The sequence below is a fragment of the Burkholderia diffusa genome (assembly GCF_902499115.1).
Taxonomy (GTDB): domain Bacteria; phylum Pseudomonadota; class Gammaproteobacteria; order Burkholderiales; family Burkholderiaceae; genus Burkholderia; species Burkholderia diffusa.
Map to the genome: position 1 here is coordinate 47,274 of NZ_CABVPN010000002.1, position 26,944 is coordinate 74,217.

At 67.1% G+C, this 26,944-nt stretch carries 25 protein-coding genes; 21 read left to right on the forward strand and 4 right to left on the reverse strand.

The window, feature by feature from the left end; all coding sequences use genetic code 11:
• Nucleotides 1–264 precede the first annotated feature (264 nt).
• Both mgtA and BTE28158_RS02110 read left to right on the forward strand, forming a co-directional pair.
• Complete coding sequence (gene mgtA, locus BTE28158_RS02105) at nucleotides 265–3,036, forward strand: magnesium-translocating P-type ATPase (RefSeq protein WP_151048793.1); 2,772 nt, start codon at nucleotides 265–267, stop codon at nucleotides 3,034–3,036.
• Between the two features lie 67 nt (nucleotides 3,037–3,103).
• On the forward strand, nucleotides 3,104–3,850 hold the full coding sequence (locus tag BTE28158_RS02110) for a transporter (RefSeq protein WP_151048792.1): 747 nt from the start codon (nucleotides 3,104–3,106) through the stop codon (nucleotides 3,848–3,850).
• Between the two features lie 72 nt (nucleotides 3,851–3,922).
• Here BTE28158_RS02110 and BTE28158_RS02115 read toward each other — a convergent pair whose 3' ends face one another.
• A complete protein-coding gene (locus tag BTE28158_RS02115) occupies nucleotides 3,923–4,207 on the reverse strand; it encodes a transcriptional regulator (protein WP_151048791.1) in 285 nt (94 codons plus the stop codon).
• 71 nt (nucleotides 4,208–4,278) lie between these two features.
• A complete protein-coding gene (locus tag BTE28158_RS02120; protein WP_151048790.1) occupies nucleotides 4,279–5,154 on the reverse strand; it encodes a LysR family transcriptional regulator in 876 nt (291 codons plus the stop codon).
• A gap of 93 nt (nucleotides 5,155–5,247) precedes the next feature.
• On the opposite strand from BTE28158_RS02120, the gene BTE28158_RS02125 reads away from it, so the two are divergent.
• From BTE28158_RS02125 to BTE28158_RS02150, 6 genes are all read left to right on the forward strand, one after another.
• Complete coding sequence (locus tag BTE28158_RS02125; protein WP_174919648.1) at nucleotides 5,248–5,484, forward strand: hypothetical protein; 237 nt, start codon at nucleotides 5,248–5,250, stop codon at nucleotides 5,482–5,484.
• Nucleotides 5,485–5,681: 197 nt separating this feature from the next.
• Nucleotides 5,682–6,749: a serine hydrolase family protein gene (locus tag BTE28158_RS02130; protein ID WP_124904149.1), complete on the forward strand. Its 1,068-nt coding sequence runs from the start codon at nucleotides 5,682–5,684 to the stop codon at nucleotides 6,747–6,749.
• Nucleotides 6,750–6,795: 46 nt separating this feature from the next.
• A complete protein-coding gene (locus tag BTE28158_RS02135; RefSeq protein WP_151048789.1) occupies nucleotides 6,796–7,032 on the forward strand; it encodes a DUF7661 family protein in 237 nt (78 codons plus the stop codon).
• Between the two features lie 120 nt (nucleotides 7,033–7,152).
• On the forward strand, nucleotides 7,153–7,608 hold the full coding sequence (locus BTE28158_RS02140; protein WP_151048788.1) for a MarR family winged helix-turn-helix transcriptional regulator: 456 nt from the start codon (nucleotides 7,153–7,155) through the stop codon (nucleotides 7,606–7,608).
• A gap of 68 nt (nucleotides 7,609–7,676) precedes the next feature.
• Nucleotides 7,677–8,240 (forward strand): isochorismatase family protein, encoded by a 564-nt coding sequence (locus BTE28158_RS02145; protein ID WP_151048787.1) that lies wholly within the window; start codon nucleotides 7,677–7,679, stop codon nucleotides 8,238–8,240.
• On the forward strand, nucleotides 8,237–9,691 hold the full coding sequence (locus BTE28158_RS02150; RefSeq protein WP_151048786.1) for a DHA2 family efflux MFS transporter permease subunit: 1,455 nt from the start codon (nucleotides 8,237–8,239) through the stop codon (nucleotides 9,689–9,691). The genes BTE28158_RS02145 and BTE28158_RS02150 overlap by 4 nt, the downstream gene beginning before the upstream one ends.
• Before the next feature lie 29 nt (nucleotides 9,692–9,720).
• On the opposite strand, the gene BTE28158_RS02155 is transcribed toward BTE28158_RS02150, so the two are convergent.
• Entirely contained in the window at nucleotides 9,721–10,320 is a 600-nt protein-coding gene (locus BTE28158_RS02155) for a LysE family translocator (RefSeq protein WP_151048785.1), read from the reverse strand.
• Nucleotides 10,321–10,415: 95 nt separating this feature from the next.
• Here BTE28158_RS02155 and BTE28158_RS02160 point away from each other — a divergent pair, with 95 nt between their 5' ends.
• Nucleotides 10,416–11,291 carry a LysR substrate-binding domain-containing protein gene (locus BTE28158_RS02160; protein ID WP_151048784.1) on the forward strand — a complete coding sequence of 292 codons (876 nt, stop codon included), beginning with the start codon at nucleotides 10,416–10,418 and terminating at the stop codon, nucleotides 11,289–11,291.
• 255 nt (nucleotides 11,292–11,546) lie between these two features.
• Nucleotides 11,547–12,788, forward strand: coding sequence for a mechanosensitive ion channel family protein (locus BTE28158_RS02165; RefSeq protein WP_151048783.1), 1,242 nt, complete (start codon nucleotides 11,547–11,549; stop codon nucleotides 12,786–12,788).
• A gap of 58 nt (nucleotides 12,789–12,846) precedes the next feature.
• Here BTE28158_RS02165 and BTE28158_RS02170 read toward each other — a convergent pair whose 3' ends face one another.
• On the reverse strand, nucleotides 12,847–14,268 hold the full coding sequence (locus tag BTE28158_RS02170; RefSeq protein ID WP_151048782.1) for an aminotransferase-like domain-containing protein: 1,422 nt from the start codon (nucleotides 14,266–14,268) through the stop codon (nucleotides 12,847–12,849).
• Nucleotides 14,269–14,420: 152 nt separating this feature from the next.
• Here BTE28158_RS02170 and BTE28158_RS02175 point away from each other — a divergent pair, with 152 nt between their 5' ends.
• The 11 genes from BTE28158_RS02175 (at nucleotide 14,421) to BTE28158_RS02225 (ending at nucleotide 26,890) form a co-directional block, all read left to right on the forward strand.
• On the forward strand, nucleotides 14,421–16,745 hold the full coding sequence (locus BTE28158_RS02175; protein WP_151048781.1) for an FdhF/YdeP family oxidoreductase: 2,325 nt from the start codon (nucleotides 14,421–14,423) through the stop codon (nucleotides 16,743–16,745).
• A gap of 12 nt (nucleotides 16,746–16,757) precedes the next feature.
• Nucleotides 16,758–17,678 (forward strand): bestrophin family protein, encoded by a 921-nt coding sequence (locus BTE28158_RS02180; RefSeq protein WP_151048780.1) that lies wholly within the window; start codon nucleotides 16,758–16,760, stop codon nucleotides 17,676–17,678.
• Between the two features lie 165 nt (nucleotides 17,679–17,843).
• Nucleotides 17,844–18,173, forward strand: a complete 330-nt coding sequence (locus tag BTE28158_RS02185; RefSeq protein ID WP_059607190.1) for a hypothetical protein — start codon at nucleotides 17,844–17,846, stop codon at nucleotides 18,171–18,173.
• A 247-nt stretch (nucleotides 18,174–18,420) separates the two neighbouring features.
• Nucleotides 18,421–18,753: a hypothetical protein gene (locus tag BTE28158_RS02190; protein ID WP_059607188.1), complete on the forward strand. Its 333-nt coding sequence runs from the start codon at nucleotides 18,421–18,423 to the stop codon at nucleotides 18,751–18,753.
• A 138-nt stretch (nucleotides 18,754–18,891) separates the two neighbouring features.
• On the forward strand, nucleotides 18,892–20,481 hold the full coding sequence (locus BTE28158_RS02195; RefSeq protein ID WP_124904131.1) for an ABC transporter substrate-binding protein: 1,590 nt from the start codon (nucleotides 18,892–18,894) through the stop codon (nucleotides 20,479–20,481).
• Nucleotides 20,482–20,560: 79 nt separating this feature from the next.
• Nucleotides 20,561–21,103, forward strand: coding sequence for a class I SAM-dependent methyltransferase (locus BTE28158_RS02200; protein WP_124623074.1), 543 nt, complete (start codon nucleotides 20,561–20,563; stop codon nucleotides 21,101–21,103).
• A 26-nt stretch (nucleotides 21,104–21,129) separates the two neighbouring features.
• On the forward strand, nucleotides 21,130–22,383 hold the full coding sequence (locus BTE28158_RS02205; protein WP_151048779.1) for a hypothetical protein: 1,254 nt from the start codon (nucleotides 21,130–21,132) through the stop codon (nucleotides 22,381–22,383).
• A gap of 286 nt (nucleotides 22,384–22,669) precedes the next feature.
• A complete protein-coding gene (gene sapR, locus BTE28158_RS02210) occupies nucleotides 22,670–23,557 on the forward strand; it encodes a sap1 transcriptional regulator SapR (protein WP_151048778.1) in 888 nt (295 codons plus the stop codon).
• A gap of 16 nt (nucleotides 23,558–23,573) precedes the next feature.
• Nucleotides 23,574–24,137, forward strand: coding sequence for a D-alanyl-D-alanine dipeptidase (ddpX, locus tag BTE28158_RS02215; RefSeq protein ID WP_059607182.1), 564 nt, complete (start codon nucleotides 23,574–23,576; stop codon nucleotides 24,135–24,137).
• A gap of 70 nt (nucleotides 24,138–24,207) precedes the next feature.
• Nucleotides 24,208–25,809, forward strand: a complete 1,602-nt coding sequence (locus tag BTE28158_RS02220) for an ABC transporter substrate-binding protein (protein WP_059607180.1) — start codon at nucleotides 24,208–24,210, stop codon at nucleotides 25,807–25,809.
• 10 nt (nucleotides 25,810–25,819) lie between these two features.
• On the forward strand, nucleotides 25,820–26,890 hold the full coding sequence (locus tag BTE28158_RS02225) for an ABC transporter permease (protein ID WP_124623079.1): 1,071 nt from the start codon (nucleotides 25,820–25,822) through the stop codon (nucleotides 26,888–26,890).
• Nucleotides 26,891–26,944 lie beyond the last annotated feature (54 nt).

A 26,944-nucleotide genomic window follows, 5' to 3' on the forward strand; every position in this document is an offset into this window, starting at 1 on the left:
CGAGCGTGCGCGGCTGCCGATCGCCCGTGCCGCCCACCCGCAACCGACAGGAGTGCAGATGAACTCAGACGACAGTAGTCGATTACCGCTCGCCGGTGCGACGCCGCGCTTCGTCCTGAGGACCGCACTCCGCGCGCCGGCGAGCCTTCCTCCCTTCACCGATCCACAGCCGATCGCGCCCGGCGCGACGCGGCGGGAAGCGTTCGTGCGTCGATAACGTCACGGTCGCTTCCCGTCCGCCGCCGCGTGCGCAAGGAGCGACTCATGACACAACGAAACACCTCGCAAAAGAAACAGCGCGGCTTCATCAACGCTGGCCCCGGTCAGCAGAACGAACCGCGCGTCATGCGCGCCGCGCAGGAAGCGGCTCGCCCGCTCGAAGAAACCTTCAAGTCGCTGCATACCAGCATGCGCGGCCTCACCTACGCGCAGGCCGCCGACCGCCTGCAGCACGACGGCCCGAACGAAATCGCGCACGACAAGCCGCCGCACTGGACGCGCCAGCTGCTGCATGCGTTCCACAATCCGTTCGTCTACGTGCTGCTGGTGCTGGCCGCGATCAGCTTCTTCACCGACGTCTATTTCGCGGCACCTGACGATCGCGACTACGTCGGCATGACGATCCTGCTGGCGATGGTCACGATCAGCGCGCTGCTGCGCTTCGTGCAGGAATTCCGGTCGCTGCGCGCGGCCGAAAAGCTCAAGGCGATGGTTCGCACGACGGCGACCGTGCAGCGCGCGGTGACCGACACGTCCGAGCCGGCGCGACGCGAGGTGCCGATGCGCGAAGTGGTGGTCGGCGACATCGTGCACCTGTCGGCCGGCGACATGATTCCCGCCGACGTGCGTCTGCTCACGTCCCGCGACCTGTTCATCAGCCAGGCGGTGCTGACCGGCGAAGCGCTGCCGGTCGAGAAGTACGACACGCTCGGCGCGGTTGCCGGCAAGTCGGCCCACGCGGGCATGGCGGGCACGCCGGGCGCGGCGAACGACGCGTCGACGTCGCTGCTCGATCTCGAGAACGTGTGCTTCATGGGCACCAACGTGGTCAGCGGCACCGCGACGGCCGTGGTCGTCGCGACCGGCGAGGACACGTATTTCGGATCGCTCGCGCGCAACGTGGTGAGCCACAAGCGCATCGAGACGAGCTTTGACCGCGGCGTCGCGAGCGTGAGCTGGCTGCTGATCAGGTTCATGTTCGTGATGGTGCCGATCGTGTTCATGATCAACGGCCTGACCAAGGGCGACTGGCTGAGCGCGCTCACGTTCGCGCTTGCGGTGGCCGTCGGCCTCACGCCCGAGATGCTGCCGATGATCGTCAGCGCGAACCTCGCGCGCGGCGCGATCGCGATGGCGCGCCGCAAGGTCGTCGTGAAGCGGCTGAACTCCGTGCAGAACTTCGGCGCGATGGACGTGCTGTGCACCGACAAGACCGGCACGCTCACGCAGGACAAGATCATCCTCGAACACCATCTCGACCTGTCCGGCCACCGGAACGAGGACATCCTTCGGCTCGGCTGGCTGAACAGCTTCCATCAGAGCGGCCAGAAGAACCTGATCGACATCGCGGTGGTCGCGCGCGCCGACGAGATCGGCGAGCGCGTGAAGCCGCAGGGCTACGGGAAGATCGACGAGCTGCCGTTCGACTTCGTGCGCCGCCGCCTGTCGGTCGTCGTCGAGGACACGCACGGCGCGCACCTGCTGATCTGCAAGGGCGCGGTCGAGGAAATGCTCGCGGTATCGACCCACGTGCAGGACGAGCACGGCGTGCGTCCGCTCGACTTCGTCGCGCGCAAGCGACTGCTCGAACAGGCAAACGCATACAACGAGGACGGCTTCCGCGTGCTGGTGCTCGCGACGCGCGCGATCCCGCGCGGCGACGAACGCGAACAATACCGCACCGCCGACGAGCGCGACCTCGTCGTGCGCGGTTTCCTGACCTTCCTCGATCCGCCAAAGGAATCGGCCGCACCGGCGCTCGCCGCGCTGCGCGATAACGGCGTGTCGGTGAAGGTGCTGACGGGCGACAACCCGACCGTCACGATGAAAGTGTGCCGCCAGGTCGGCCTCGAACCGGGCAAGCCGGTGCTCGGCACCGAAATCGAGGCGCTCGACGACGCGACGCTCGCGCAAGTCGTCGAACGCACGACGGTGTTCGCGAAACTCACGCCGCTGCAGAAGGCGCGCATCGTGAAGGCGCTGCAGGCGAACGGCCACACGGTCGGCTTCCTCGGCGACGGCATCAACGACGCGCCCGCGCTGCGCGACGCCGACGTCGGCATTTCGGTCGACAGCGGCGCCGACATCGCGAAGGAAACCGCCGACATCATCTTGCTCGAAAAGAGCCTGATGGTGCTCGAGGAAGGCGTGATCAAGGGCCGCGAGACGTTCGGCAACATCCTGAAGTACCTGAACATGACGGCCAGCTCGAACTTCGGCAACGTATTCTCGGTGCTCGTCGCCAGCGCGTTCCTGCCGTGGGAGCCGATGCTCGCGACGCAGTTGCTCGTGCTGAACCTGATCTACGACACGTCGCAGATGCTGCTGCCGTGGGACAAGATGGATCCGGAGTTCCTGAAGAAGCCGCGCAAATGGGAAGCCGGCAACATCGGCCGCTTCATGCTGTGGGTCGGGCCGACGTCGTCGGTGTTCGACATCACGACCTACGTGCTGATGTGGACCGTGTTCGGTGCGGGCGCGATGTATCACCTGCAAGGCGGCTCGGGCGGCCAGATCGTGATGAACTCGGGCTGGTTCATCGAGAGCCTCGTGTCGCAGACGCTCGTCGTGCACCTGCTGCGCACGCAGAAGATTCCGTTCCTGCAGAGCACGGCCGCGCTGCCTGTGCTGCTGTCGACATTCACCGCGATCGCGATCGGCTGCTGGCTGCCGTTCTCACCGTTCGCGGATTCGCTCGGCTTCATGCACCTGCCGGGCACCTACTGGCTGTGGCTCGCCGCAACGATGGTCGGCTACATCCTGCTCGCGCAGATCGTCAAGACGATCTATGTGCGCCGCTACAAGCAGTGGTTCTGATTTCCTCCGGGCGACGGCGTGCCGGCTCGCATGGGCCGGCCGCTCACGACGCACTACAGGTGACATGATGAAAAGAAGAATGCTTCCGCTCGCGGCCGCGAGCGCCCTCCTCGCGCCGCTGGATGCCTACGCGGCGCATCCGCTCGTCAGCGACGACACGGGCACGCAGGGCAATGCGAACTGGCAGTTCGAATTCAACGGTGAGGAAACCTCGAAACAGGACGAGAACGGCCGCCATCAGTTGTGGAACGCGACGCTCACGCGCGGGTTCGGCGAGCACGTCGATCTCTACGTGAACGCGCCTTACACGCATCTGCAAACGCGGACCGACGACAACGGCGCGGGCATCGGCGATGTCGAGATCGGCATGAAATGGCGCTTCGTCGAACACGGGCCGCTATCGCTTGCGCTGAAACCGAAGGTGACGATGCCGACCGGCAACGACGGTCGCGGGCTCGGCACGGGCCGCGTCGGCACTGGCGCGACGCTGCTCGCGCAAGCCGACGTCGCGCGCTTATCGCTGCTCGCGAATGCGGGTCTCGCCTACCAGCCGAACCGCCAGGGCGATCTGCGCTCGGTCTGGGCCGTGTCGGCCGCGGCGCTCTACAAGGCAACCGACACGCTGCAGTTCGTGGCGGACGTCGGCCTGTCGCGCAACACCGAAAGCACGGCCGGCGCGAATCCTGCGTTCGTGATTGCCGGCGCGATCTACTCGCCGAAGCGCTGGTTCGATCTCGACATCGGCTACCGGCACGGGCTGAACGACCAGACCTACCGTCATTCCATCATGGGTGGCGTAACGGCGCGGTGGTGATGCCGCGGTGATGCGGCCGACGCCGCATGTCTGGCCGCACCACGACGGGCCGCCTTCGGGTGGCCCGTTTTCTCATTGGCCGTCGTTCGCGCCGAACAGTTGCGCGCACACGGCGCGCCCCTCTTCGGTCAATGCGGCGCTGCCGGTGCCGTCGTCGTTCAGCGTCGTCCCGCTCAGGCCGGCGGCGTCGAGTTGGGTCAGCACGCGACGCAGCGTGCTCATCGGCAATTGCGCGCGCTTCGCGATCTTCGGCAGCGACCACGTTCTGCCGGACGGATCGGTCGCGGCTTCGTGCAGCGTCGCGAGCGTCGCAACGAGTGCGGGATCGAGCGGGGCGTCGTCGGATTCTGAAGTCATCGATTCGGGTTCGCGAGCCGGCGCGGGACCGGCATTCAGGACGGATGCAATCGCGGACACTATACGCCCGGTCACGCGCCCTTGATCGCGGCGCGCATGAACGACACGAAACGCGTCGTCACGGGATCGTCGCGGCCGGACAGCCACGCCAGCCCGACGCGCCATTTCGCGTCCCTGCCGGCGAGCGGCAACACGGTCGCGTCGCGCAGCAGGTACTGCGCACGCGACGGAATGAACGCAACGCCGACCCCGGCCGCGACCGACGTGAGCACCGATTGAACGTCCTCTGCCTGCTGCGTGACCTGCGGCACGAAGCGCCGCTCGACGCACCACCGGTCGATCTGCGCAGCGAGCCCGGGGCCGCGTGCGCGCTGCAGCGCGATGAAGCCGATCTCGTTGAGCACGTCGAGATCGGCCGGCACGCGCTTGAAGCCGAGGTGCGGCGGCACCGCGAGCGCAAGCCCTTCGTCGATCACCTTGAACGACGACAATCCCTCATCCGACGGCAATCGCAGGAACCCCGCGTCGAGCTTGCCCGCGCGGAGCCGACGCGTTTGCTCGGACGACGACAGGTCGCTCAGCGTGACCGCGATGCCCGGATTGCGGCGCCGGAATTCCGCGACAAGTTTCGGCACGAGCGTCAGCACGGACAGGCAGATGCCGAGCCGCAAATGCCCGCGTTGCCCGCTGGTCGCCTCCCGTGCGCGCGCGAGCATCTCGTCGGCATCGCGCACGAGCGCCTGCGCGTCGGGCAGGAAGCGTTCACCGAACGGCGTCAGCTCCGCGCCATGCCGCCCGCGCTCGAACAGCTTGCCGCCGAGGCTCGCCTCGAGCGCGCCGATCTGCTTGCTCAGCGCCGGCTGGCTCATGTGCAACGTGTCGGCCGCGCGGCTGAAATGGCTGAGCTCGGTGACCGTCAGGAAAGTGCGCAGCAGTTTCAATTCCATTCTTCAAAGGAATCGTATCGATCGAAACATTCATTTTACTGATCGAATGGCGTGACGTTCAATACGGGCACGCCCCTTTCGGAATTCACCATCATGCCTCTCGATCATGCGGCCGAGTGCCTGACCGACGTGTCCCACAACACGGTCGTCACCGGTGCAAGCGATACCGAGCCCGACGCGCCGGCGCCCGAGCGTCGCACCGTACGCGCCGACGGCCGCGGCCGCCGCTTCCGCTTCGGCGATGCGCTGGACGACGCGCAGCCGCGTGCCGTCAGCGGTTCGATCGCGATCAGCTTCGCGGTCGTATCGCGGCGGAACTGGCCGCGTTGAGTCGACACGCCAGGCGCCCGCCGACGAACGCACGCGTTCGACCCTCCGCAAAAAAACAGCGGAAATCCGTGCGCATCACGCATCAATGCGCACACATCCATCGCCATCTCCACGCGATCGACCTTATAATTTTCCGCAGCCACCGACCGCCCACGCATTTCGCGCCGCCGCAACGCGCGTGAAAAGGAGACTTTCGCTTGACCGGCCTCATCGCGCGCCTGCCTCGCGCCCGGACCACCCTGATCATCGCCCTCTCATTGCTGACACTCGCGTTCGCGACGAACGCGTCCGCGCAGCCGCATCGCACCGCTTCGCCGCATGCGCATGCGAAAGTCGTCAAGAAGAAACCCGCGACCCGCAAGCACAAGGCCGTCAAGCATCGCCGCCCGCGCGTGAAGCATCATGCGGTCAAGCGTCACGCGGCGCCCGCACCGCACCGACGCGCGAAACGCACGAACGCGGTCCACCCACGCCCCGCCGCGAAGCCGCGCCTGCTCGCGAGCTGCGGCTACAGCCCGCGCGCGGTACGCTCGCTGCACTCGCGCGCGGCCTACGTACTCGACGTCGACTCCGGCACGCCGCTGCTGGCCCGCAACGCACGCACGGTGCGGCCGATCGCGTCGATCTCGAAGCTGATGACCGCCGTCGTCGCGCGCGACGCGGACCGGCCGCTGAACGGCGTACTGCGCGTCACCTCGCGCGATCGCGACACGATCAAGTTCACCGGTTCACGGCTGCCGATCGGCGCCGAACTGTCGCGCCGCCAGATGTTCCATATCGCGCTGATGTCGTCGGAAAATCGCGCGGCGGCCGCGCTGAGCCGCGACTATCCGGGTGGCCGCGCCGCGTTCGTGAAGGCGATGAACCGCGAGGCGCGCCGGCTCGGGATGCGCCATACGCATTTCCGCGAACCGACCGGCCTGTCGCCGCACAACGTGTCGACCGCCGAGGATCTCGCGCGGCTCGTCGACGCAGCCGCGCAGGATCCGCTTATCCGCTATTTCTCGACGGACACGTCGACCACCGTGCAGGCCGGCGATGGCGATCTGCTGTACGTGAACTCCGATCCGCTCGTCCGCTACGGCCGACTGCCGATCCGGATGCAGAAAACCGGCTTCATCAACGAATCGGGGCACGGCGTCGTCATGCGCATGCACGTGAAGGGCCGCCGCGAAACTGTCGTGCTGCTTGGCGCGCCGACGCGCGCCGGCGTGTCGAGCGATGCACTGAAGATCCATCGCTGGCTGGCCTGCTCGATCCAGTAAACACGACGCGCGCGGCCGGCGCGCTCATCCACGAAGGAGCGATGGCATGCAGGACGAATACCGTTTCAACGCGTTCGGACGCCTGCTCGCCGTCGTGCGTTCGAACGGCCGCTGGGCCGTGTTCGATCTCGGCGCCGAAGGCAAGCGACGGCCGGCCAACCTGCAGATTCCGTCCGCGCTCGCCGCGGACGAACTTGCGCAATATCTCGGCGACCTGCTGCACGAGGATGCGTCGCCGAAGTACAACGACGTCGTGCCGATTCCGTCGCCGCGCCGCGCGTAACGCGCCGCCGGCCGCCGCCGACGTCCCGCCCACCGGGGGTTGCCGCGCCACCACCCGCCACTCCGGCCGCATCGATGTCAAATTCGACAGTTTGACTTGCAAGTTAAACTGTCGTGTTCTATGATCCGCCGCATGACACCGCCACGCACACCCGGCGTTTCCGCCGATACCGTCGCCGCCGAACTGACCCTCGCGGTCGGCCAGTTGATCCGCCGGCTGCGTTCCGAGATCGAATCCGAAGGGCTCGGCATGTCGCAGACGAGCGCGCTCGCGCGGCTCGAACGACAGGGCCCGATGACCACCGCCGATCTCGCCCGCGCCGAGGCGATGAAGCCGCAGTCGATGAAGGCAATTCTCGCAAGCCTCGAAGAAGACGGGCTCGTCGAACGCGAGCCTCATCCGACCGACGGCCGCCAGATCCTGTTCCTGCTGACCGCAGCCGGCCTCGCGGCACGTCGCAAGCGCGACACCGCGAAGCACAAGTGGCTCGGTGCCGCGATCGAGAAGCTCGGCCCGGAAGACATCAGCACACTCGCCGCCGCGATTCCGCTGATCCGGCGCATCGGCGAGCAATGACCCCGCCTGCGTGATGCGCGGCATCCGCGCGCACGCTTTTCTTCGCCCAATTCACGGAGCATCAAGCCATGAGCACAACCCGTCTCGACACGCAAACGGCGCTCGTCGTCATCGACCTGCAGAAGGGCATCGTTGCGCTGCCCACCGCCCACCCGGTCGCACCGGTGATCGAGCGTGCGCGCGAACTGCTCGACGCCTTCCGTAGCCGCGGCCTGCCCGTCGTGCTCGTCAACGTCGCCGGCAGCGCGCCGGGCCGCACGCAGCAGCAGGTGCGAGTGGATGCCCTTCCCGCCGACTGGACCGATCTTCTGCCCGAACTGAACCGCCAGCCGAGCGACCATATCGTGACGAAGAAGACCTGGGGCGCGTTTACCGGCACCGGTCTCGACGCGCACCTGAAAGCGGCCGGCGTCACACAGATCGTGCTGGCCGGCATCGCGACGAGCATCGGCGTCGAATCGACGGCCCGCCAGGCACACGAGCTCGGCTACAACGTGACGCTCGCGATCGACGCGATGACCGACCTCAACGCCGACGCGCACACGAACAGCGTCGAACGGCTGTTCCCGCGTCTAGGCGAGACGGGCCCGACGCAAGAAATCCTCGCGCTGCTCGACCGGCGCGGCGCGTGAGCGACAAACGCGCTCAGCGGGTGCCGGGCCACGCGGCCGGCCGGCTCGATCCATCGATCTGGAAAGTCAGCGCGGTCGCAACGCTCGGCTCGCTGCTGTCGCAACTCGACGCGACGATCGTCAACGTATCGCTGGCAAGCCTCGCGACCGACCTGCACGCGAGCCTGTCGACGATCCAGTGGGTGACGAGCGCCTACCTGCTCGCCCTCACGCTGGTGTTGCCGCTGAACGGCTGGCTGGTCGACCGCATCGGCGCGAAGGCGCTGTACCTGTGGTGTTTCGCCGCGTTCACGCTGACGTCCGCGCTGTGCGGGCTCGCGTGGTCCGCGCCGTCGCTGATCGCATTCCGCGTGCTCCAGGGCGTCAGCGGCGGGCTGCTCGCGCCGATGGCGCAGATGATGATCGCGCGCGTGGCCGGCCAGCAGATGGCGCGCGTGATCGGTTATGCGGCGGTGCCCGTGCTGATCGCGCCGATCCTCGGGCCCGTCGTCGCCGGTGCAATCCTGCAGCACGCATCATGGCGCTGGCTGTTTCTCGTGAATCTGCCGGTCGGTGCACTGGCGCTTGCGCTGGCCGTGTGGTTCCTGCCCGGCGACCGCGAGCAAACGCAGCGGCGCGAACTCGACTGGGTCGGCCTCGCGCTGCTGTCGCCGGCGCTCGTGCTGTTCCTGTATGGCGCCGAGCGCATCGACGCGGTGCCCGGCATCGCCGCGATCGCGGGTTCGGTGCTGCTGCTCGCCGCGTTCCTGCGCGTCGCGCGGCGCAAGGGTGAGCATGCGCTGATCGACCTCGCGCTGTTTCGCTCGCGCGTATTCGGCGCGGCCGCTGCCACGCAGTTCCTGTCCAACGGCGCGATCTACGCGGGCCAGATGCTGATTCCGGTGTTCCTGATCGAAGCGTGCGGCCGCTCCCCCGGCGAAATGGGCTGGCTGCTGGCGCCGCTCGGGCTCGGCATGCTCGTCACCTATCCGTCGATGGGCGCGCTGACCGGCCGGTTCGGCGTGCGCCGGCTGGCCGCCGCCGGCGCGCTGCTCGCGCTCGCCGCGACGCTGCCGTTCGTATATCTCGCGCTGGCCGGCTACGATCCCTACGTGCTGGTGCCTGCGCTGTTTCTGCGCGGGATGGGCCAGAGCGCGATCGGCGCACCGTCGATTTCCGCCGCGTATGCGTCGGTCGAACGGCGCAACCTGCCGATGGCGACGACGTCGCTCAATATCGTCCAGCGCCTCGGCGGCCCGACGTTCACGACGATCTGCACGCTGCTTCTCGCATGGCGGCTGCAGGCCGAATCCGTGTCGACGGGCGGCACGCACGGGGCCGCCTACGCGTGGGCGTTCGGCCTGCTTTGCGCACTGCATGCGGCGAGCTTCGTGACGACGCTGCGGCTGCCGCGATGGTCGAGCGCCGCGGGCGGACGGCCGGCGGGGGCCGCGCGGGCCGGTTCGCGCTGATTGCCGGAGCCGCGCCGCGCGTGGCGCCGCTACTGCAACCACATCGGCACGATCGACGCCGCGAGCAGGATGCCCAACCCGGCATTCACGCAACGCCACTGCCGCTCCGTGCGCAGCACGCGCGCGAACAGCAGCCCGGCACAACACCAGAGCGACAGCGACGCCATCGCCGCCACGCCGAATGCCAGCCCGATCAATATCCCGAGCCTCACGGGGCCGGACGCCAGCGCGGCGAACGACGCGGCCGCGCCGAGCGTCATCGCCCAGCCCTTCGGGTTGTGCCACAGCATCCAGACGCCGCTGACGAACCCTTGCGGCCGATGCACGGCCGCGTCGACGCCGGGCTTGCCGCCGCGCGCGATCCGCGTGGCCAGCCACAGCAGGTACAGCGAGCCGAGCACCTTCATCCCGAGTTGCAGCGCAGGCAGCGCCAGCAACACGCTGCCGAGCCCGGCCGCGGCGGCGGCGGCCATCGATGCCAGGCCGGCCGCGATGCCCGCCATCATCGGCAACGAACGCCGATAGCCGAAATGCGCGCCCGATGCTGTCGCCAGCGTTGTCGCGCCACCCGGCGTCACCGTGGACACGATCACGAACAGCATCAGCGGCAAGTAGTCTTGAAGCGACACGCGGGCTCCCGGTCATGGTCGTCGAAGCCCCGTTTTACCCGCGATCCACGCATTACGAAAGCGAAGGCTTTTTATGCCTTCCATTAGCATTCATAATGCGACCTATGGTACGCAACCTCGACATCGCCCTGCTTCGCGCCTTCGTCACGGTCGCCGATCACGGCAGCATGACGGCGGCGAGCCGCGCGCTGCATCTGACGCAAGGCGCGGTCAGCCAGCAGGTCGCGCGGCTCGAAATGCTGTCCGGCCCGCTGTTCGTGCGCGAGCATCGCAACCTGCTGCTCACCGCGGACGGCGAGCGTCTGCTCGCGCAGGCGCGCCGGCTGCTCGCCGCGCACGACGCGCTGCTGACCGACATGACGGCCGGCGCGATGGAAGGCGCCGTGCGCATCGGCGCGCCGCAGGATCTCGTCGGCAGCTGTCTCGCGCCGATCCTGAAAGGCTATGCGCACGCGCATCCGCAAGTCGCGCTGTCGCTCGTGTGCGCGGCGTCGCCCGAACTGCGCAAGGCGCTCAGGCAGGGCGAGATCGATGTCGCGTTGATCGAGGCGCCGGTCGGCCCGTCGCGCGGCGAATGCGTCGCCGTCGACCGTCTGGTCTGGGTCGGCGCAAAAGGTGGCAGCGCCCATCTGCAGACACCGCTGCCCGTGTCGATGGTCGACCGGACCTGCGCGTTCCGCCCGACCGTGCTCGACGCACTGCGTGCCTGCGACCGCGCATGGCGCACGGTGTTCGAAAACGGCAGCATCGACGCAACGGCCGCGACCGTGCGCTCCGATCTGGCGGTGACCGTCTGGCTCGCGTCCACCGTACCGGTCGATCTCGACATCCTGCCCGCCGACAGCGGCTTGCCCGCGCTACCGAATTTCGCGATCAACCTCCATCTGCCGCGCGGCGAGCCCACGCCGGCTGCGGCGGAACTGGGCCGCCACCTGCGCAACGGCTTCGCACGCATGCGCGCGGCCGCCTAGCCTTCTACCCCGCTTGCCGCTACGCGACACGTGCCCCGAGCGGGCATTGCATGGCAAGCGCGCAGTGTGTTGCCCGGCATGAAAACAAGGCAGTGCGACGTAACGGTGAAAATGTTCCGGAGCCCTACGTCATGCATTCGCGGCATCCGGGCGGAACCCGATGGCACAATCACGGTCCCTTTCATGTGCCCTTCAGCGGGCGCGCGCCGCATCGCGGCGCAGATTCAACGCACGAGAAGGACCCTGTCTGCCCTTATGACCCTGAACGAATCCTGGTTTGCGCCGCTCGTCGGCATCCTCATCCTGCTCGCCGCCGCCGGCGCGATCACGGCCACCGCTCATTTCCTGCTGTTCCGCGTGGTCGCGCGTCTTGCGCGGATGTCGGCCACCCGCATCGACGACGCGCTGTTCGAGTTCGGCGCATTCAAGTGGCTGAACCGCATCGTGCCGTTCGTCGTGATCAAGCTCGGGCTCGGCGCAGTGCCCGGCATCCCCGCCGTGGCCGCTCAAACCGCCGACAAGGTGCTGTTCGCGCTGATCGTGTTCCTGGTGTCGATGACGATCAGCGCGACGCTGTCCGCGCTCGAGCACACGCATCGCACGAGCCGGCGCGACCAGCCGCGCCTGTCGCTGAAAGGCGCGATGCAGCTCGTCAAGCTCGTGATGTTCATCACGGCCGCGCTCGTCGTGATCGGCGACGCGACCGGCAAGCAGATCGGTCTGCTGCTGTCGGGCATCGGCGCGATGTCGGCGGTGCTGATGCTGATCTTCAAGGACACGCTGCTCGGCCTCGTCGCCGGCGTGCAGCTGTCGTCGAACGACATGCTGCGGATCGGCGACTGGATCACGATGCCGTCGGCCGGCGCGGACGGCACCGTGATCGACATCACGTTGAACACGGTCAAGGTTGCGAACTTCGATCACACGATCATCACGGTGCCGACCTGGAAGCTGATCACCGAAAGCTACCAGAACTGGCGCGGGATGACCGAGGCCGGCGGGCGCCGCATCAAGCGCGCGCTGTTCGTCGACGCGACGAGCGTGCGCTTTCTCGGCAACGACGAGATCGAACGGCTCGAACGCCTGACGCTCCTGAAGGACTACCTGGAAGACAAAGTCGACGCGATCGCGCAATGGAACGGCACGCTCGGTGCCGCCGGCGAATGCCAGGCGAACCGCCGTCAGCTCACGAATCTCGGCACGTTCCGCGCGTACGTCGCGAACTACCTGAAGGGCCATCCGCGGATCCGCCGCGACATGACGTGCATGGCGCGCCAGTTGCCGCTGACGGCCGAGGGCATTCCGCTCGAACTGTACTGCTTCACCGACACGACGACCTGGGTCGACTACGAGGCGATCCAGTCCGACCTGTTCGATCACCTGATCGCGGTGCTGCCGGAATTCGGGCTGCGCGTGTACCAGCATCCGTCGGGCTTCGACATGCGCCGGATGGCCGGCGCGGCGCAAGCCGACATGCCGGCGCTGCACGCGCGATAGTGCTTGCCGCGACGGCCTGCAACGGGTCGCCGCCGGCATCTCGCGCGCGTGGCGCCGCTCACCGCCCCGCGCACTCGGACGCGAGCCGCCCCACCACCTTCAGCGCATCCTCGATCTGCCGCGACCACGGATAACTGTAGTTGAGCCGGATGAAGTGCCGGTAATCGGCGGTCGCCGAGAACATGTGGCCGGGCCCGATCGTGATCCCCTGCGCGAGCGCGAGCGCATACAGCTTCATCGCGTCGACCTGCGGCGGCAGCTCGACCCACAGCACATAGCCGCCCTGCGGCTGCGACAATCGCGTGCCTTCCGGGAAGAAGCGCCGCACCATCGCGCTCATCAGGCTCGCCTGCTGCGCATACTGCTTGCGCATCCGCCGCAGATGAAAATCGTAGCCGTCGTGCTTCAGGTATTCGGCGATCGCGAGCTGCTCGATCGCGGGCGTCGCGAGCGTGTTCAGGAATTTCAGCTTCTCGACCTGGTCGCGGTAGCGGCCGGGCATCGCCCAGCCGATCCGGTAGCGCGGCGACAGGCTCTTCGTGAACGACGCGCAATGCAGCACGAGCCCGTCGCGGTCGTACGACTTCAGCGCGCTCGGCGTCGTGTCGCCGTAATGCAGCTCGTGATAGACATCGCTCTCGATCGCGGGCACGTCATGCTTCGCGAGCAGCTCGACGAGCGCGCGCTTGCGCGCATCGGGCATCTGGAAGCCGAGCGGATTGTGGAAATTCGGCATCACCATGCACGCGGCGATGCGCTCGCGCGCGAGGATCCGTTCGAGCGCGTCCAGATCGATGCCGTCGCCCGGATGGGTCGCCACCTCGAGCGCACGCATGCCCATCCGCTCGATCGCGTGCAGCATCGCGTAGAACGTCGGGGACTCCACCGCGATCGTGTCGCCAGGCTTTGCGACGGCCTGCAGGCACAGGTTGATCGCCTCCGTCGCACCGATCGTCATCACGATCTCGCCCGGCTCGACCGGGATCCCGCGCTCCGCGTAGCGCCGCGCGATCTGGCGGATCAGCTCCTGGTTGCCTGGCGGCAGGTCGTCGATCACGCCCCAGCGCGTGCGGCGCCGGCCGATCGCCTGTGCGTAGCGCGCAAGACGCTGCACCGGGAACTGCGACGCATCGGGATATGGCGAACCGAGCGGCACCGCGTCGTCGCGCGCGATCGAGCGCAGCGTCGACAGCACGAGCCGGCTCACGTCCACCGCCGACGGCTCGGCGGCCGGCGCCGACACGTGCAGCTCGGCCTCCGCCGGCGCCGTGGCCCGCGCCCGCACGAAATAGCCCGACTGCGGCCGGCTCTCGATCAGCCCGCGGCTCTCGAGCACGAGATACGCGCGCAGCACGGTCGTGACGCTGAGCTGCTGCTGCCGGCTCGCCTGGCGTACCGACGGAATCCGCTCGCCGGGCCGGTACACGCCGCGCTCGATCTGCGCCTGCAGATCGTCGGCCAGTTGTTCGTAACGCTTCACGCGCCTCCCTTTCAACGTCCCTTCAACAACACAGTTGCGGTCCGCACTGCCTGATTGGCCGCAACTGTACTCTTTTTCGAAGACGAAAGGTGTACACACAGCGGCCGGAACACTGCGCGTACTCTCCGTGCATCGACCCCGACACACGCATCATGAAAAAGAAATCCGCCGCCGCGCGCATCGAACCGTACACCCACCCGGCCGCCGGCTGGGGCGCGCTGAAAGCCGTCACGATCAACCTGATCAAGGAAAAGGTCGCCGGCGGCAACTACCGCACGCTGCTGCGCCAGAACCAGCCGGACGGCTTCGACTGCCCGGGCTGCGCGTGGCCCGACCGCCAGCATGCCTCGACGTTCGAATTCTGCGAGAACGGCGTGAAGGCCGTGGCCGCCGAAGCGACGAGCAAGCGCGTGACGCCCGAATTCTTCGCCGCGCACACCGTCGCCGAGCTGCTCGAACAGTCGGATTTCGAACTCGAACAGCACGGCCGCCTGACCGACCCGATGGTGTACGACGCGCGGACCGACCGCTACGTGCCGATCGCGTGGGACGACGCGTTCGCGCTGATCGCACGCCACCTGCGCGCGCTGCCGGACCCGAACCAGGCGGCGTTCTACACGTCCGGCCGCGCGAGCAACGAGGCGGCGTTCCTGTATCAGCTGCTGGTGCGGCTGTACGGCACCAACAACTTCCCCGACTGCTCGAACATGTGCCACGAGGCGACGAGCCGCGGGCTGCCGGCGTCGGTCGGCGTCGGCAAGGGCACCGTCACGCTCGACGATTTCGAGCACGCGGATATGCTGCTCATATTCGGCCAGAATCCGGCAACCAACCACCCGCGGATGATGGGCGAGCTGCGCGAATGCGCGAAGCGCGGCGCGACGATCGTGTCGATCAACCCGTTGAAGGAACGCGGACTCGAGCGTTTCGCCGATCCGCAAAGCCCGCTCGAGATGCTGACGATGTCAGGCACGAAGATTGCGTCGACGTTCATCCAGCCGACGATCGGCGGCGATTTCGCGCTGATCAAGGGGATGGCGAAGCGCGTGCTCGAACTCGACGACGCCGCGCGCGCCGCCGGTGCACCGCGCGTGCTCGACACGGCGTTCATCGGCGAGCACACGGCCGGCTTCGATGCGTTCGCCGAAGATCTGCGCAACGAAAGCTGGTCCGCGCTGACGGCCGAAAGCGGCGTACCGTACGAGCAGATCGACGGCCTCGCGCAACGCTATGCACGCAGCGAGCGCGTGATCGCGACATGGGGCATGGGCATCACCCAGCACAAGCATTCGGTCGCGACCGTGCAGATGCTGACGAACCTGATGCTGATGCGCGGCAACATCGGCCGCCCCGGTGCGGGCCTGTGCCCGGTGCGCGGTCACTCGAACGTGCAGGGCAACCGCACGGTCGGCATCGAGGAGAAACCGTCGCAGGCGTTCCTCGACCGGCTCGGCCACGTGTTCGACTTCGAGCCGCCGCGCCACCACGGCTACGACGTCGTCGAAACCATCGAAGGCATGCTCGAAGGCCACGTGAAGGTGCTGATCGGCCTCGGCGGCAACTTCGCGATGGCGACGCCCGACACGCCACGCACGTGGGAAGGCATGCGCCGCTGCGATCTCTCCGTCCACATCACGACGAAGCTGAACCGCAGCCACCTGATTCACGGCCGCGACGCGCTGATCCTGCCGACGCTCGGCCGTACCGAGATCGACCTGCAGGACAACGTCGCGCAGGGCGTGACGGTCGAGGATTCGATGAGCATGGTCCACGTGTCGTACGGGATGAACAAGCCGGCGTCGCCGAACCTGATGTCGGAGCCCGCGATCGTCGCGCACATCGGCCATGCGCTGTTCGGCAGCGGCAAGATCGACTGGCTCGCGTACAAGGACGACTACGCGAAGATCCGCGACGCGATCGAGGCGACCGTCGACGGCTTCTACGACTACAACGCGCGCATCGCGCGGCCGGGCGGCTTCCACCTGCGCGTCGCGTCGCGCGACCGCGAATGGCTGACGCCGACGGGCAAGGCGAACTTCATCGCGCATGCGCTGCCGACCGACACGCCGATCCAGCGCGCCCGCGCGCTACACGGCGAGCGCCTGATGACGCTGATGACGACGCGTTCGCACGACCAGTACAACACGACCGTCTACGGGCTCGACGACCGCTATCGCGGCGTATTCGGCCAGCGCCGCGTGGTGTTCGTCAATCGCGACGACCTCGCGATGCTCGGCCTGAAGGCCGGCGAATGGGTCGACATGGAAACCGTGTGGCACGACGGCATCGAGCGGCGCGCGGACGGTTTCCTGCTCGTCGAATACGACATCCCGCGCGGCTGCATCGGTGCGTACTACCCGGAAACGAACCCGCTGGTGCCGCTCGACAGCGTCGGCGACGTGTGCAACACGCCGACGTCGAAGTCGGTGCCCGTGCTGCTGCATCGCGCGGCCGCGCCGGCGTCGGCCGCTGCCTGACGGAGCGCCGCGATGATCGTTCGGCCGCGCGAGCACTGGTTTCGGATGCTGCTCGTCTGGAACGGATCGGTACTGCCGACCATCCTGCCGCAGCTCGCGCTGACGCTCGCGATCAGCTTGGTCGCGGTATGGGGCGGCGGCCGCCTGCTCGGCGAGAAGGTGCCGCTGAATCCGACGCCGTTCACGCTGATCGGCCTCACGCTCGCGATCTTCGCGGGGTTTCGCAACAACGCGAGCTACGAACGCTATCGCGAGGGACGGCAGCTGTGGGGCGGCGTGCTGACCGCCACGCGCACGCTGGTGTCGCAGGCGCTCTGCTACGGCGCGATCGACGGCGACGACGCTGCGCGGCAGGCGTTCGTGCGCAAGGTCGTCGCGTTCGTCCATGCGTTGAAGCATCAGCTGCGCGGCACCGATCCCGCGGCGGACCTGCGCACGCTGCTCGACGGCGCCACCTTTACGCGCATCGTCGCCGCCCGGTTTGCACCGATCGCGATCGTCCATGAACTGCGCGAAGCATTCGCCGCGCGCGCCGACGCGGGCCATCTCGCCGATACCCGGCTGTGGATGCTCGACGTGCGCCTCGACGATCTCGTGTCGATGGTGAGCGGCTGCGAGCGCATCGCCTCGACGCCGATCCCGTTCTCGTACGACGTGCTGCTGCACCGGACCATCTACGCGTACTGCGTGCTGCTGCCGTTCGGTCTCGTCGATTCGATCGGCGCGGCGACACCGTTCGTCACCGTGTTCGTCGCCTATACGCTGATCGCGCTCGACGCGATCGCGCATGCGATCGCCGAGCCGTTCGGCGACGGACCGAACCAGCTCGCGCTCGATGCAATGACGCGAACGATCGAGCGCACGCTGCTCGAACTGAACCGCGAACCGCTGCCGGCCGAAGTGACGCCGAGCCCCGCGTATCGGCTCACCTGACGGGCCGACGCTGCCGACGCGCGACGCATGCTCGGCCGGCCGGCCTGGCCGCTGTAATGAAGACTTGCAATCGATACAGCCGGAAACGTCAACAGCCGGGGGGCGCACAGCGTTTTTTCCACAAGCGCGCACGTTTCGTGACGCGCAACGACAGGAGAAAACGTCATGCGAGCCCTTACCCGCCATCTCACGATCGCCGCCACCCTGATGTCGGTACTGACCGGCACCGCGTTCGCCGAAACGCCGTGGCAGCAAGCGCATCCGCGCCGCGAGGAGGTCAACCAGCGCCTCGCCAACCAGAATCGCCGGATCCGTCACGAAGTGAAGGAAGGCGAGATGTCGCACGCCCAGGCCGCGCGCCTGCACCGTGACGACCGAAAAATCCGCCAGGAAGAGCGGGACATGGCCGCGCAGGATCGCGGTCACATTACGCAGAGCGAAAAGCACGTGCTGAACCAGCAGGAAAACGCGGTCAGCCACAAGATCGGCCAGTAACGCCGGCAAGCGTCGATTCGCCATCGCTTGAAACGCCCGCTGCCGCCGTGCGGCAGCGGGTGCTTGTTGTTGTATCGAATCGTTTCAGCAGGCCGTTCGCGTCAAGTGCCGCGGGTATACTTCGACGTCAGCCGCCACCCGCATCGACCGTCGACAACGGCACGATTCCGGCGGTTTCGTCGCGAAGCTCCGCGTTTCGCGTACCCCGCGCCCCAGCCTCGACACGAGACACACGACGATCCCGATCATGAAACGATTCCTGCTGCTCCTTCCCGCCGCCCTGCTCGCCGCCTGCGGCTCGGCGCCCTCGTCCGATTCGGCCGCGTCCGGCTCGGCACCGATGATCTACGTGTCGTCCGCGCGCCCGGCCCACGCGATCGCCAACTGCCTCGACAGCCGCCTGTCCGGCACCGCGCAGTCGCAGCACAACGGCGTGACCGACATCACCGTCGGGTCGCGCTCGTATTTCGTCACGCTCACGCCGTCGGGCAACGGGTCCGTCGTCAAAGTCGTGCGCGGCTCGGGCAGCGAGCCGGCCGAGGAAGCGATGCGCTTCGCGATCGCGCGCTGCGTGATCTGACCGCCACCGGCGCCGGGCGCTCCGCCCGGCCCGCAAGCCACGTCACCCGGGCGCCGTCATGCGCGTCCGTCGAATTTTTTCATCCGGGCCGCCGTCGATGAGAGAATCGCACCACGATTCCCTTTCAACGGAGCCCGCATGAAGCACCTGCTGTCCCGGCTGTTCGTCAGCGCCGCGCTCGTCGCGCTTGTTCCGGCGCTGCCGGCGCAGGCCGCGACGCCGCCCGGCATCTTCGTCGTCGCCACCCAGCTCGGCGAATTCACGACCCTCGATCCGAGCGAAATCTACGAGCTCGTGCCGTCCGAGTACGTCGCGAACACCTACGAACGGCTCGTGCGGGTCGACCTGAAGGACCCGACGCGCTTCGACGGGCAGATCGCGCAATCCTGGTCGGTCGGCGCCGACGGCGTCACTTACACGTTCAAGCTGCGCCCCGGTCTCACGTTCCACTCCGGCAACCCGGTCACCGCCGACGACGTCGCGTGGTCGCTGCAGCGCACCATCCTGCTCGACAAGGGCCCGGCCGGCGTGCTCGCCGATCTCGGCCTCACGAAGGCGAACGTGATGCAGAAGGTGCGCGCGGTCGACCCGCAGACCTTCGTGCTCGAAACCGACCACAAGTACGCGCCGAGCTTCGTGCTCAACGTGCTGAGCGCGTGTCCGGCGTCGGTGCTCGACAAGAAGCTGCTGATGTCGCACCAGCAGGGCAGCGATTTCGGCAGCGCCTGGCTGAAGACCAACGACGCTGGCTCGGGCCCGTACCAGCTCGTCAAGTGGACGCCGAACGAAAGCATCGTGCTGCAGCGTTTCGACAAGTACCGCGCGCCGTACCCGATGAAACGCGTCGTACTGCGCCACGTGCCCGAGGCATCCGCGCAGCGGTTGCTGCTGGAAAACGGCGACGTCGACGCCGCGCGCAACCTGAGCCCCGACAGCCTCGCCTCGCTGACCAAGGCCGGCAAGATCAAGGTCGCGTCGTGGCCGGTGTCCGCGCTGCTGTACCTGAGCCTGAATACGAAGAACCCGAATCTCGCGAAACCCGACGTGCAACAGGCGATGAAGTGGCTGGTCGACTACGACGGCATCCAGCGCAACATCGTCAGCACGACATACAAAGTGCACGAGACCTTCCTGCCCGAAGGCTTCCTCGGCACGCTGAATTCGAACCCGTACAAGCTCAACGTCGCGAAGGCGAAGGCGCTGCTCGCGAAGGCCGGCTTGCCGAACGGATTCGACGTGACGATGGACATGCCGAACGATTATCCGTACCTCGAGATCGCACAGGCACTCCAGGCGAACTTCGCGCAGGGCGGCATCCGCGTGAAGCTGATTCCGGGCGATGCGAAGCAGGCGATCGGCAAGTATCGCGCGCGCCAGCACGACATCTTCATCGGCGAATGGTCGCCGGACTACATGGACCCGAACAGCAACGCGCGCGGCTTCGCCTGGAATCCTGACAATTCCGACCAGTCGAAGACGAAGATGCTCGCATGGCGCAACAGCTGGGACATCCCGCAACTGACGAAGGACACCGAGGCCGCGCTCGTCGAGCCGTCGCCCGCGAAGCGCGCGCAGCGTTACGAGGCGCTGCAGAAGGCCGTGCTCGCGAACTCGCCGTTCGTCATCATGTTCGAGAAGGTCGTGCAGGTCGCGACGCGCCCCGGCACGACCGGGCCGGAGATCGGGCCGATCAACGACCTCGTGTCGTACCGGACGCTGGCAAAATAAGGCCGGCTGCCCGCGCGGCCGGCGACGCCGGCGCGCGGGTGCATCCATCATCCAATATGCTTCGCTCGGGGACCACGCAATGCGCTCATTACAAGAACTGCGCCTGGAATTTCTCCAGTACAAGATCGAACCGATCGGCTGGCTCGGCGACAGCCCGTCGCGCTTCGACTTCTACACCCGCACTGCGGAAGGATGCGACAGCGTCGTCGAGCTGGGCGTATTCACCGGCCTGACCACGACGGCCTTCATGCTCGCGCAGCCGAAGCGGCTGGTGTCGGTCGACATCACCGATCAGTATTTCCACATCCAGGATGAGCTGAAGCACGCGGCGAATGAACTGGCGATCGACTTCGAATTCAGGATCGCCGACGATCTCGCGATGGAGCCGCTTGCATCCGACCTGCTGTTCATCGACACCACGCACACGTACGAGCAGACGCTCGCCGAACTGAACCGGTTCGGCCCGCTCGCGCGCAAGAAGATCGTGCTGCACGACATGAACACGTCGGGCGTCTACCAGGCCGTATTCCAATGGCTGTGGGACAACAAGCAGTTTCACATCACGTATCACGACAGCCGCGGCTGCGGCGCGGTCGTCTGCGAGCGTCACGTCGGCTATTGAGCCGCGCACGCGCGACGGGAGGCACCATGCATTCGAACGGGCACGCGGTCTGCGTGGCGATCAACGACAACAACCGCGCGTGGTACGAGATGCTCGTGCCGTTCCTGCTGTCGCTGCGGCACACGGGTTACGACGGACAGGTGGCCGTCATCGGCTACGGGCTGTCCGAGCACAAGCGGCGCATCCTGGAAAGCCAGTCGGTCGACGTGATCGAAGCGTCGAGCGCGCATGCGCTCCCGGTCGGCCGCTTCATCGAGGCCGCCGGCTATTGCGCGCGCAATCCGCACATCACGAAACTCGCGCTGTACGACGCGGACATCTGGTTCTGCGCGCCCTCCTTCGACCTGTTCTCCCGGATCGCCGACGATCGCCTGTATGCGTGCCCCGACCCGCTGTTCTGCACGTTCGTGGTCACGCCGCTGATCGGTGAGCGGCGCGACGCGCATTGGCGCCTCGTCGTCGACGAGGTGCAGACGCGTCACGGCGGTGCGCTGCAGGCCGGACTCGTCGCCGGCACGGCCACCGCGTGGGCGCGCTTCGCGGCGCACCTGCGCGACTGCGTCGCCCGCATCGGCACCGACTTCCAGGAATGCTTCGGGATCGACACGACGTTCCTGCACCTGTGGGGCGCACGCGGCGAAACCGCGTTGCTCGACCCGGTCCAGAACTTCGTCAGCAAGAACGGCATTCACGAATCGTTCGACGCGCGCAACGGCACCACGACACTGCGCTATCAGGGCGAACCGATCCGCGCGCTGCACATGACCGGCGACATTCGCTTCCTCGACCGCTGGCGCTACTACGCGAACCACGTCGACGCCGCATTGCGCGACGGCGTGCCGTTCGCGCTGTCGGACGGCACGCCGTCGCCATCCGACACGGCTGCCGCCAGCATCGCCGCGACCGGATTCGTGCGTTCGGCCGGGCTGACCGTCACTTCCGCCGCGGTCGAGCGCAGCGCGGGCGCGTACCTGCAGGCGATCGACGAACCGGGCGGCACGATGCTCGTCGGCAGCGCGAACCACGAGATCGTGTTGACCGCGACCCGCGACATCGCGCGACTGAACGTGTACATCACGCATCCGTCCGGCACGCCGTCGCCGCTGCGATGCGAGGTGCTGATCGATGGACAGGCGCAACGCAAGGGCACCGAACTGATGACGCATTTCTGGTATCAGATCGCGGCCGGCACCGTCATCACGCTGCGCTCGACGAGCCTCGGCGGCCAGCAGTGCAATGCGATCTGGCGGCTGCGCGAGACGTCGGACATGCAGCAGTAGTCGATGGGCAACGTCGAACGCTCGCGTGCCCGGCTTCGAGCGCGCGGCATGTCGTCGAGGCGCCGCGCGGCGAAGCGCCCCGGCAAATTATCCCTGTCAGCATGAACGCGAATTATGCGTGACAGGAACAATTTCTCCGTTGCCCATCGCGATCCTCTCGTCGGACGCGCACGTCCGCCCCTATCATCCTCTGGCAAACGATAGTTTTTATTCGCTGGCGCCAATGATTTTGGCTTTGTTAGATAGATGTCAAAGAATCATCCAATGACAACGATCTAACAGCCCGATGACCTGTGCATTCGCCCATACCGTCGAATCCCGCTTTGCCGATCTGACGCCGACCGCGAAGCGTATCGCGAGCTACATGCTCGCGAACCTCGATCGGCTCGGCCTCGAAACCGCCGACCAGATCGCGCAGCAGACCGGCACCAGCGGCATTTCGGTCGGGCGGTTCCTGCGCAGCGTCGGTTACCGGAATCTCGACGACCTGAAACGCGAACTGCGTGGCGACGGCGATCGCCCGTGGATGATCACCGACCGCCTCGACGAGTACCGCCGCGCCGCCGCCACGCAAACGATCGCCGGCGAAGGCGACAGCGATCGCAGCAGCGGCACGCTCGCGTCGTCGCTCGACCGCGAGCTCGACGCGATCCGCCACGTGTACCGGCTCGCCGAAGAACCGGTGTTCGCGCAGGTCGCGGACCGGATCGCGCATGCCGATGCCGTATTCATCCTCGGCATCCAGTCGACCCGCGGCATCAGCAATGCGTTCAGCAGCTATCTCGAATACCTGCGCCCACGCGTGTTCTATTCCGACGGCCAGTCGGGCTCGTACGTCGATTCGCTGAATTCCGAGTTCGAACGGCCGTACTGCATCGTCACCGACACGCGCGCGTATTCGCGCAGCGCGCGCCGCTATTGCCAGGCCGCCGCCGAACGCGGCCAGCCGTTCGCGCTGGTCACCGATCTGTATTGCCCGTGGGCGCGCGAATGGCCGGCCGACCTGCTGCAGGTGAAGACCGACGTCGGCCAGTTCTGGGATTCGCTCGCGCCGCTCACCTGCCTGTTCAACCTGCTGATCACCGCCGTGGTCGACCGCCTCGGTCCCGCGGTCGACCGGCGCGTCGCGCGCAATCGCGAACTGCAGCGCACGTTCGACCAATTCGAATCCTGAGTCAACCGGACCGCCGATGAACCATCACCGTCTCGTCGAAATCACGCCCGCCACGCATCGCATCGAGATCGATCTCGTCTACGCGACCGAGCACAACCTGACCGGCAAGCCGATCTACCGCAACGCGCACTGTCTGCTGCTCGAGCCGGCCGAAGCCGCGCTGCGCCGCGCGGTCGACGTCGCCGCGCAGGCCGGCTTCACGCTGCGCATCTACGACGCATACCGGCCGCCGGAGGCGCAGCAGGTGCTGTGGGATTTCCTGCCGGATCCGAACTTCGTCGCCGATCTCGGCCGCGGGTCGAACCACAGCCGCGGCACCGCGCTGGACCTGACGCTCGTCGGCGCGAACGGCGAGCCGCTCGACATGGGCACCGGCTTCGACGAGATGGTGGCCGCGTCGGGCCACTTTCACGCGGGGTTGCCCGAGCACGTGCAACGCAACCGGCTGCTGCTGCTCGGCGTCATGCATGCGGCCGGCTTCGCGCATATCGACAGCGAGTGGTGGCACTACGAGCTGCCCGGTTCGCACGCGCTGCCGCAGATCGACAACGCGGCGAGCGGCCCGTGGCGCCTGATGTAACGATGCTGCACGCCCCCTTTTTCATGCAGGTTCACGTTCAACGACTCAAACGACAGATGGAGAAGCGCCCATGAAATTCCCGACCTCCCGGCTCGTCGCGGCGCTGGCCGCCGCGTCCCTGTTCGCCGCCGTTCCGCTTTCCACCGCCCATGCGGAAACGCCGAAGGACATGTTCGTGATGGCCACGCTGCTCGACGAATTCACGACGCTCGATCCGGGCGAAATCTACGAGCTGGTGCCTGAGGAGTACGTCGCGAACACGTACGACCGGCTCGTGCGCGTGGACCTGCGCGATCCGTCGAAATTCAACGGCGACGTCGCGCAGTCGTGGACGGTGAGCGCCGACGGCCTGACCTATACGTTCAAGCTGCGCTCGGGCCTCAAGTTCCACTCGGGCAACCCGCTGACGGCCGACGACGTCGCATGGTCGATCCAGCGCGCGGTGCTGCTCGACAAGGGACCGGCCGCGGTGCTGACCGGCATCGGGCTCACGAAGGCCAACGTCGTGGCGAACGTGAAGAAGCTGGACGACCAGACGGTGTCGATCACGACCGATCACAAATACGCGCCGACCTTTGTGCTCAACGTGCTCGGCTCGTGGCCCGCGTCGGTGCTCGACAAGAAATTGCTGCTGTCGCACCAGCAGGGCAACGACTTCGGCAACGCGTGGTTGAAGACCAACGAGGCCGGCTCCGGCGCGTACAAGCTCGTCAAGTGGTCGCCCAGCGACAGCATCGTGCTGCAACGCTTCGACGGCTACCGGCTGCCGCTCGCGATGAAGCGCATCGTGCTGCGCCACGTGCCCGAAGCGGCGAGCCAGCGACTGCTGCTGGAAAACGGCGACGTCGACGCGGCGCGCGACCTGAGCCCGGACGATCTCGCGTCGGTCGTGAAATCGGGCAAGGCGAAAGTCACGGCCTCGCCGCAAGCGACGCTGCTGTATCTCGGCCTGAACACGAAGAACCCGACGCTCGCGAAGCCCGACGTGCAGGAAGCGCTCAAGTGGCTGGTCGACTATGCGGGCCTCCAGGCCAACGTCGTGAAGACGACCTACAAGGTGCACCAGACCTTCCTGCCCGAAGGCTTCCTCGGCACGCTGAATGCGAATCCGTACAAGCTCGACGTCGCGAAGGCGAAGGCGCTGCTCGCGAAGGCCGGCGTGCCGAACGGCTTCTCGGTGACGATGGACGTGCGCAACGACTATCCGTACACGGAGATCGCGCAGGCCGTGCAGGCGAACTTCGCGCAGGCGGGCGTCAAGGTGCAGCTGATCCCCGGCGACAACAAGCAGACGCTCGCGAAATACCGCGCGCGCCAGCACGACATCTACATCGGCGAATGGTCGGCCGACTACATCGACCCGCACAGCAACGCGCAGGGTTTCGCATGGAACCCCGACAACTCCGACAAGTCGAGCTACAAGATGCTGGCCTGGCGCAACAGCTGGGACATTCCGCAACTGACGAAGGAAACCGACGCCGCGCTCGCCGAGCCGACCGCCGCGCAACGCGCGCAGCGGTACCAGGCGATGCAGAAGGAAATGCTCGCGCGCTCGCCGTTCGTGATCATGTTCGAGAAGGTCGCGCAGGTCGCGACGCGACCCGGCGTGAGCGGGCTCGAAGTCGGGCCGATCAACGACCTCGTGTCGTACCGTAACCTGAAGAAGCAATAAGGTTCGCCGCATGTCGACTCCCGCCTCCTCCCTCGAAGCACTGCGCACGCTGCCCGCGCGGCGCCCGGCCGTGCGCTGGGTGCTACGCGTGCTGCGCTGGGCGCTCACGCTCGCCGTCACGTTCACAGGGCTGCTCGCGCTGACGTTCGTGATCGGCCGCAAGGTGCCGATCGATCCCGTGCTCGCGATCCTCGGCGATCGCGCGTCGGCCGAGGCCTACGCGGCCGAGCGCATCGCGCTCGGCCTCGACAAGCCGCTCGTCACGCAGTTCCTGATCTACGCGCGCGACGTGCTGCACGGCAATCTCGGCATGTCGCTGCTGACGTCGAACCCGGTGCTCGACGACATCAGGCGCGTGTTCCCCGCCACGCTCGAACTCGCGACGATCGCGACGGTGATCGGCATCGCGATCGGCGTGCCGCTCGGCGTCGCGGCCGCGGTGAAGCACAACCGGCCGATCGACCACATCGCACGCTTCGTCGGCCTGATCGGCAATTCGGTGCCGGTATTCTGGCTCGGGCTGATGGGGCTGCTGCTGTTCTATGCGCGGCTGCACTGGGTCGGCGGCCCCGGCCGGCTCGATCCGGTGTACGACGGGATGGTCGACCCGCGCACGGGCAGCCTGCTGATCGACTCGGCGCTCGCGGGCGAGTGGGACGTGTTCCGCAACGCGGTGTCGCACATCGCGCTGCCGGCCGCGATCCTCGGCTACTACTCGGTCGCGTACCTGAGCCGGATGACGCGCTCGTTCATGCTCGACCAGCTGAGCCAGGAATACATCGTCACCGCGCGCGCGAAGGGCTTGTCCGAGCGGCGCGTCATCTGGCGGCATGCGTTCGGCAACATCGCGGTGCCGCTGCTCACCGTGATCGCGCTCACGTACAGCAACCTGCTCGAAGGCTCGGTGCTGACCGAGATCGTGTTCGCGTGGCCGGGGCTCGGCTCGTACCTGACCGGCGCGCTCCTGAACGCCGACATGAATGCCGTGCTCGGCGCGACGCTCGTGATCGGCGTGATGTTCATCACCGTCAACCTGCTGACCGACGCGCTGTACCGTGTGTTCGATCCGCGTGCGCGCTGAGGGCCGCTTCGACATGACCGTTTCCATCCTGCTTCCTTCACCGACCATGCCGAA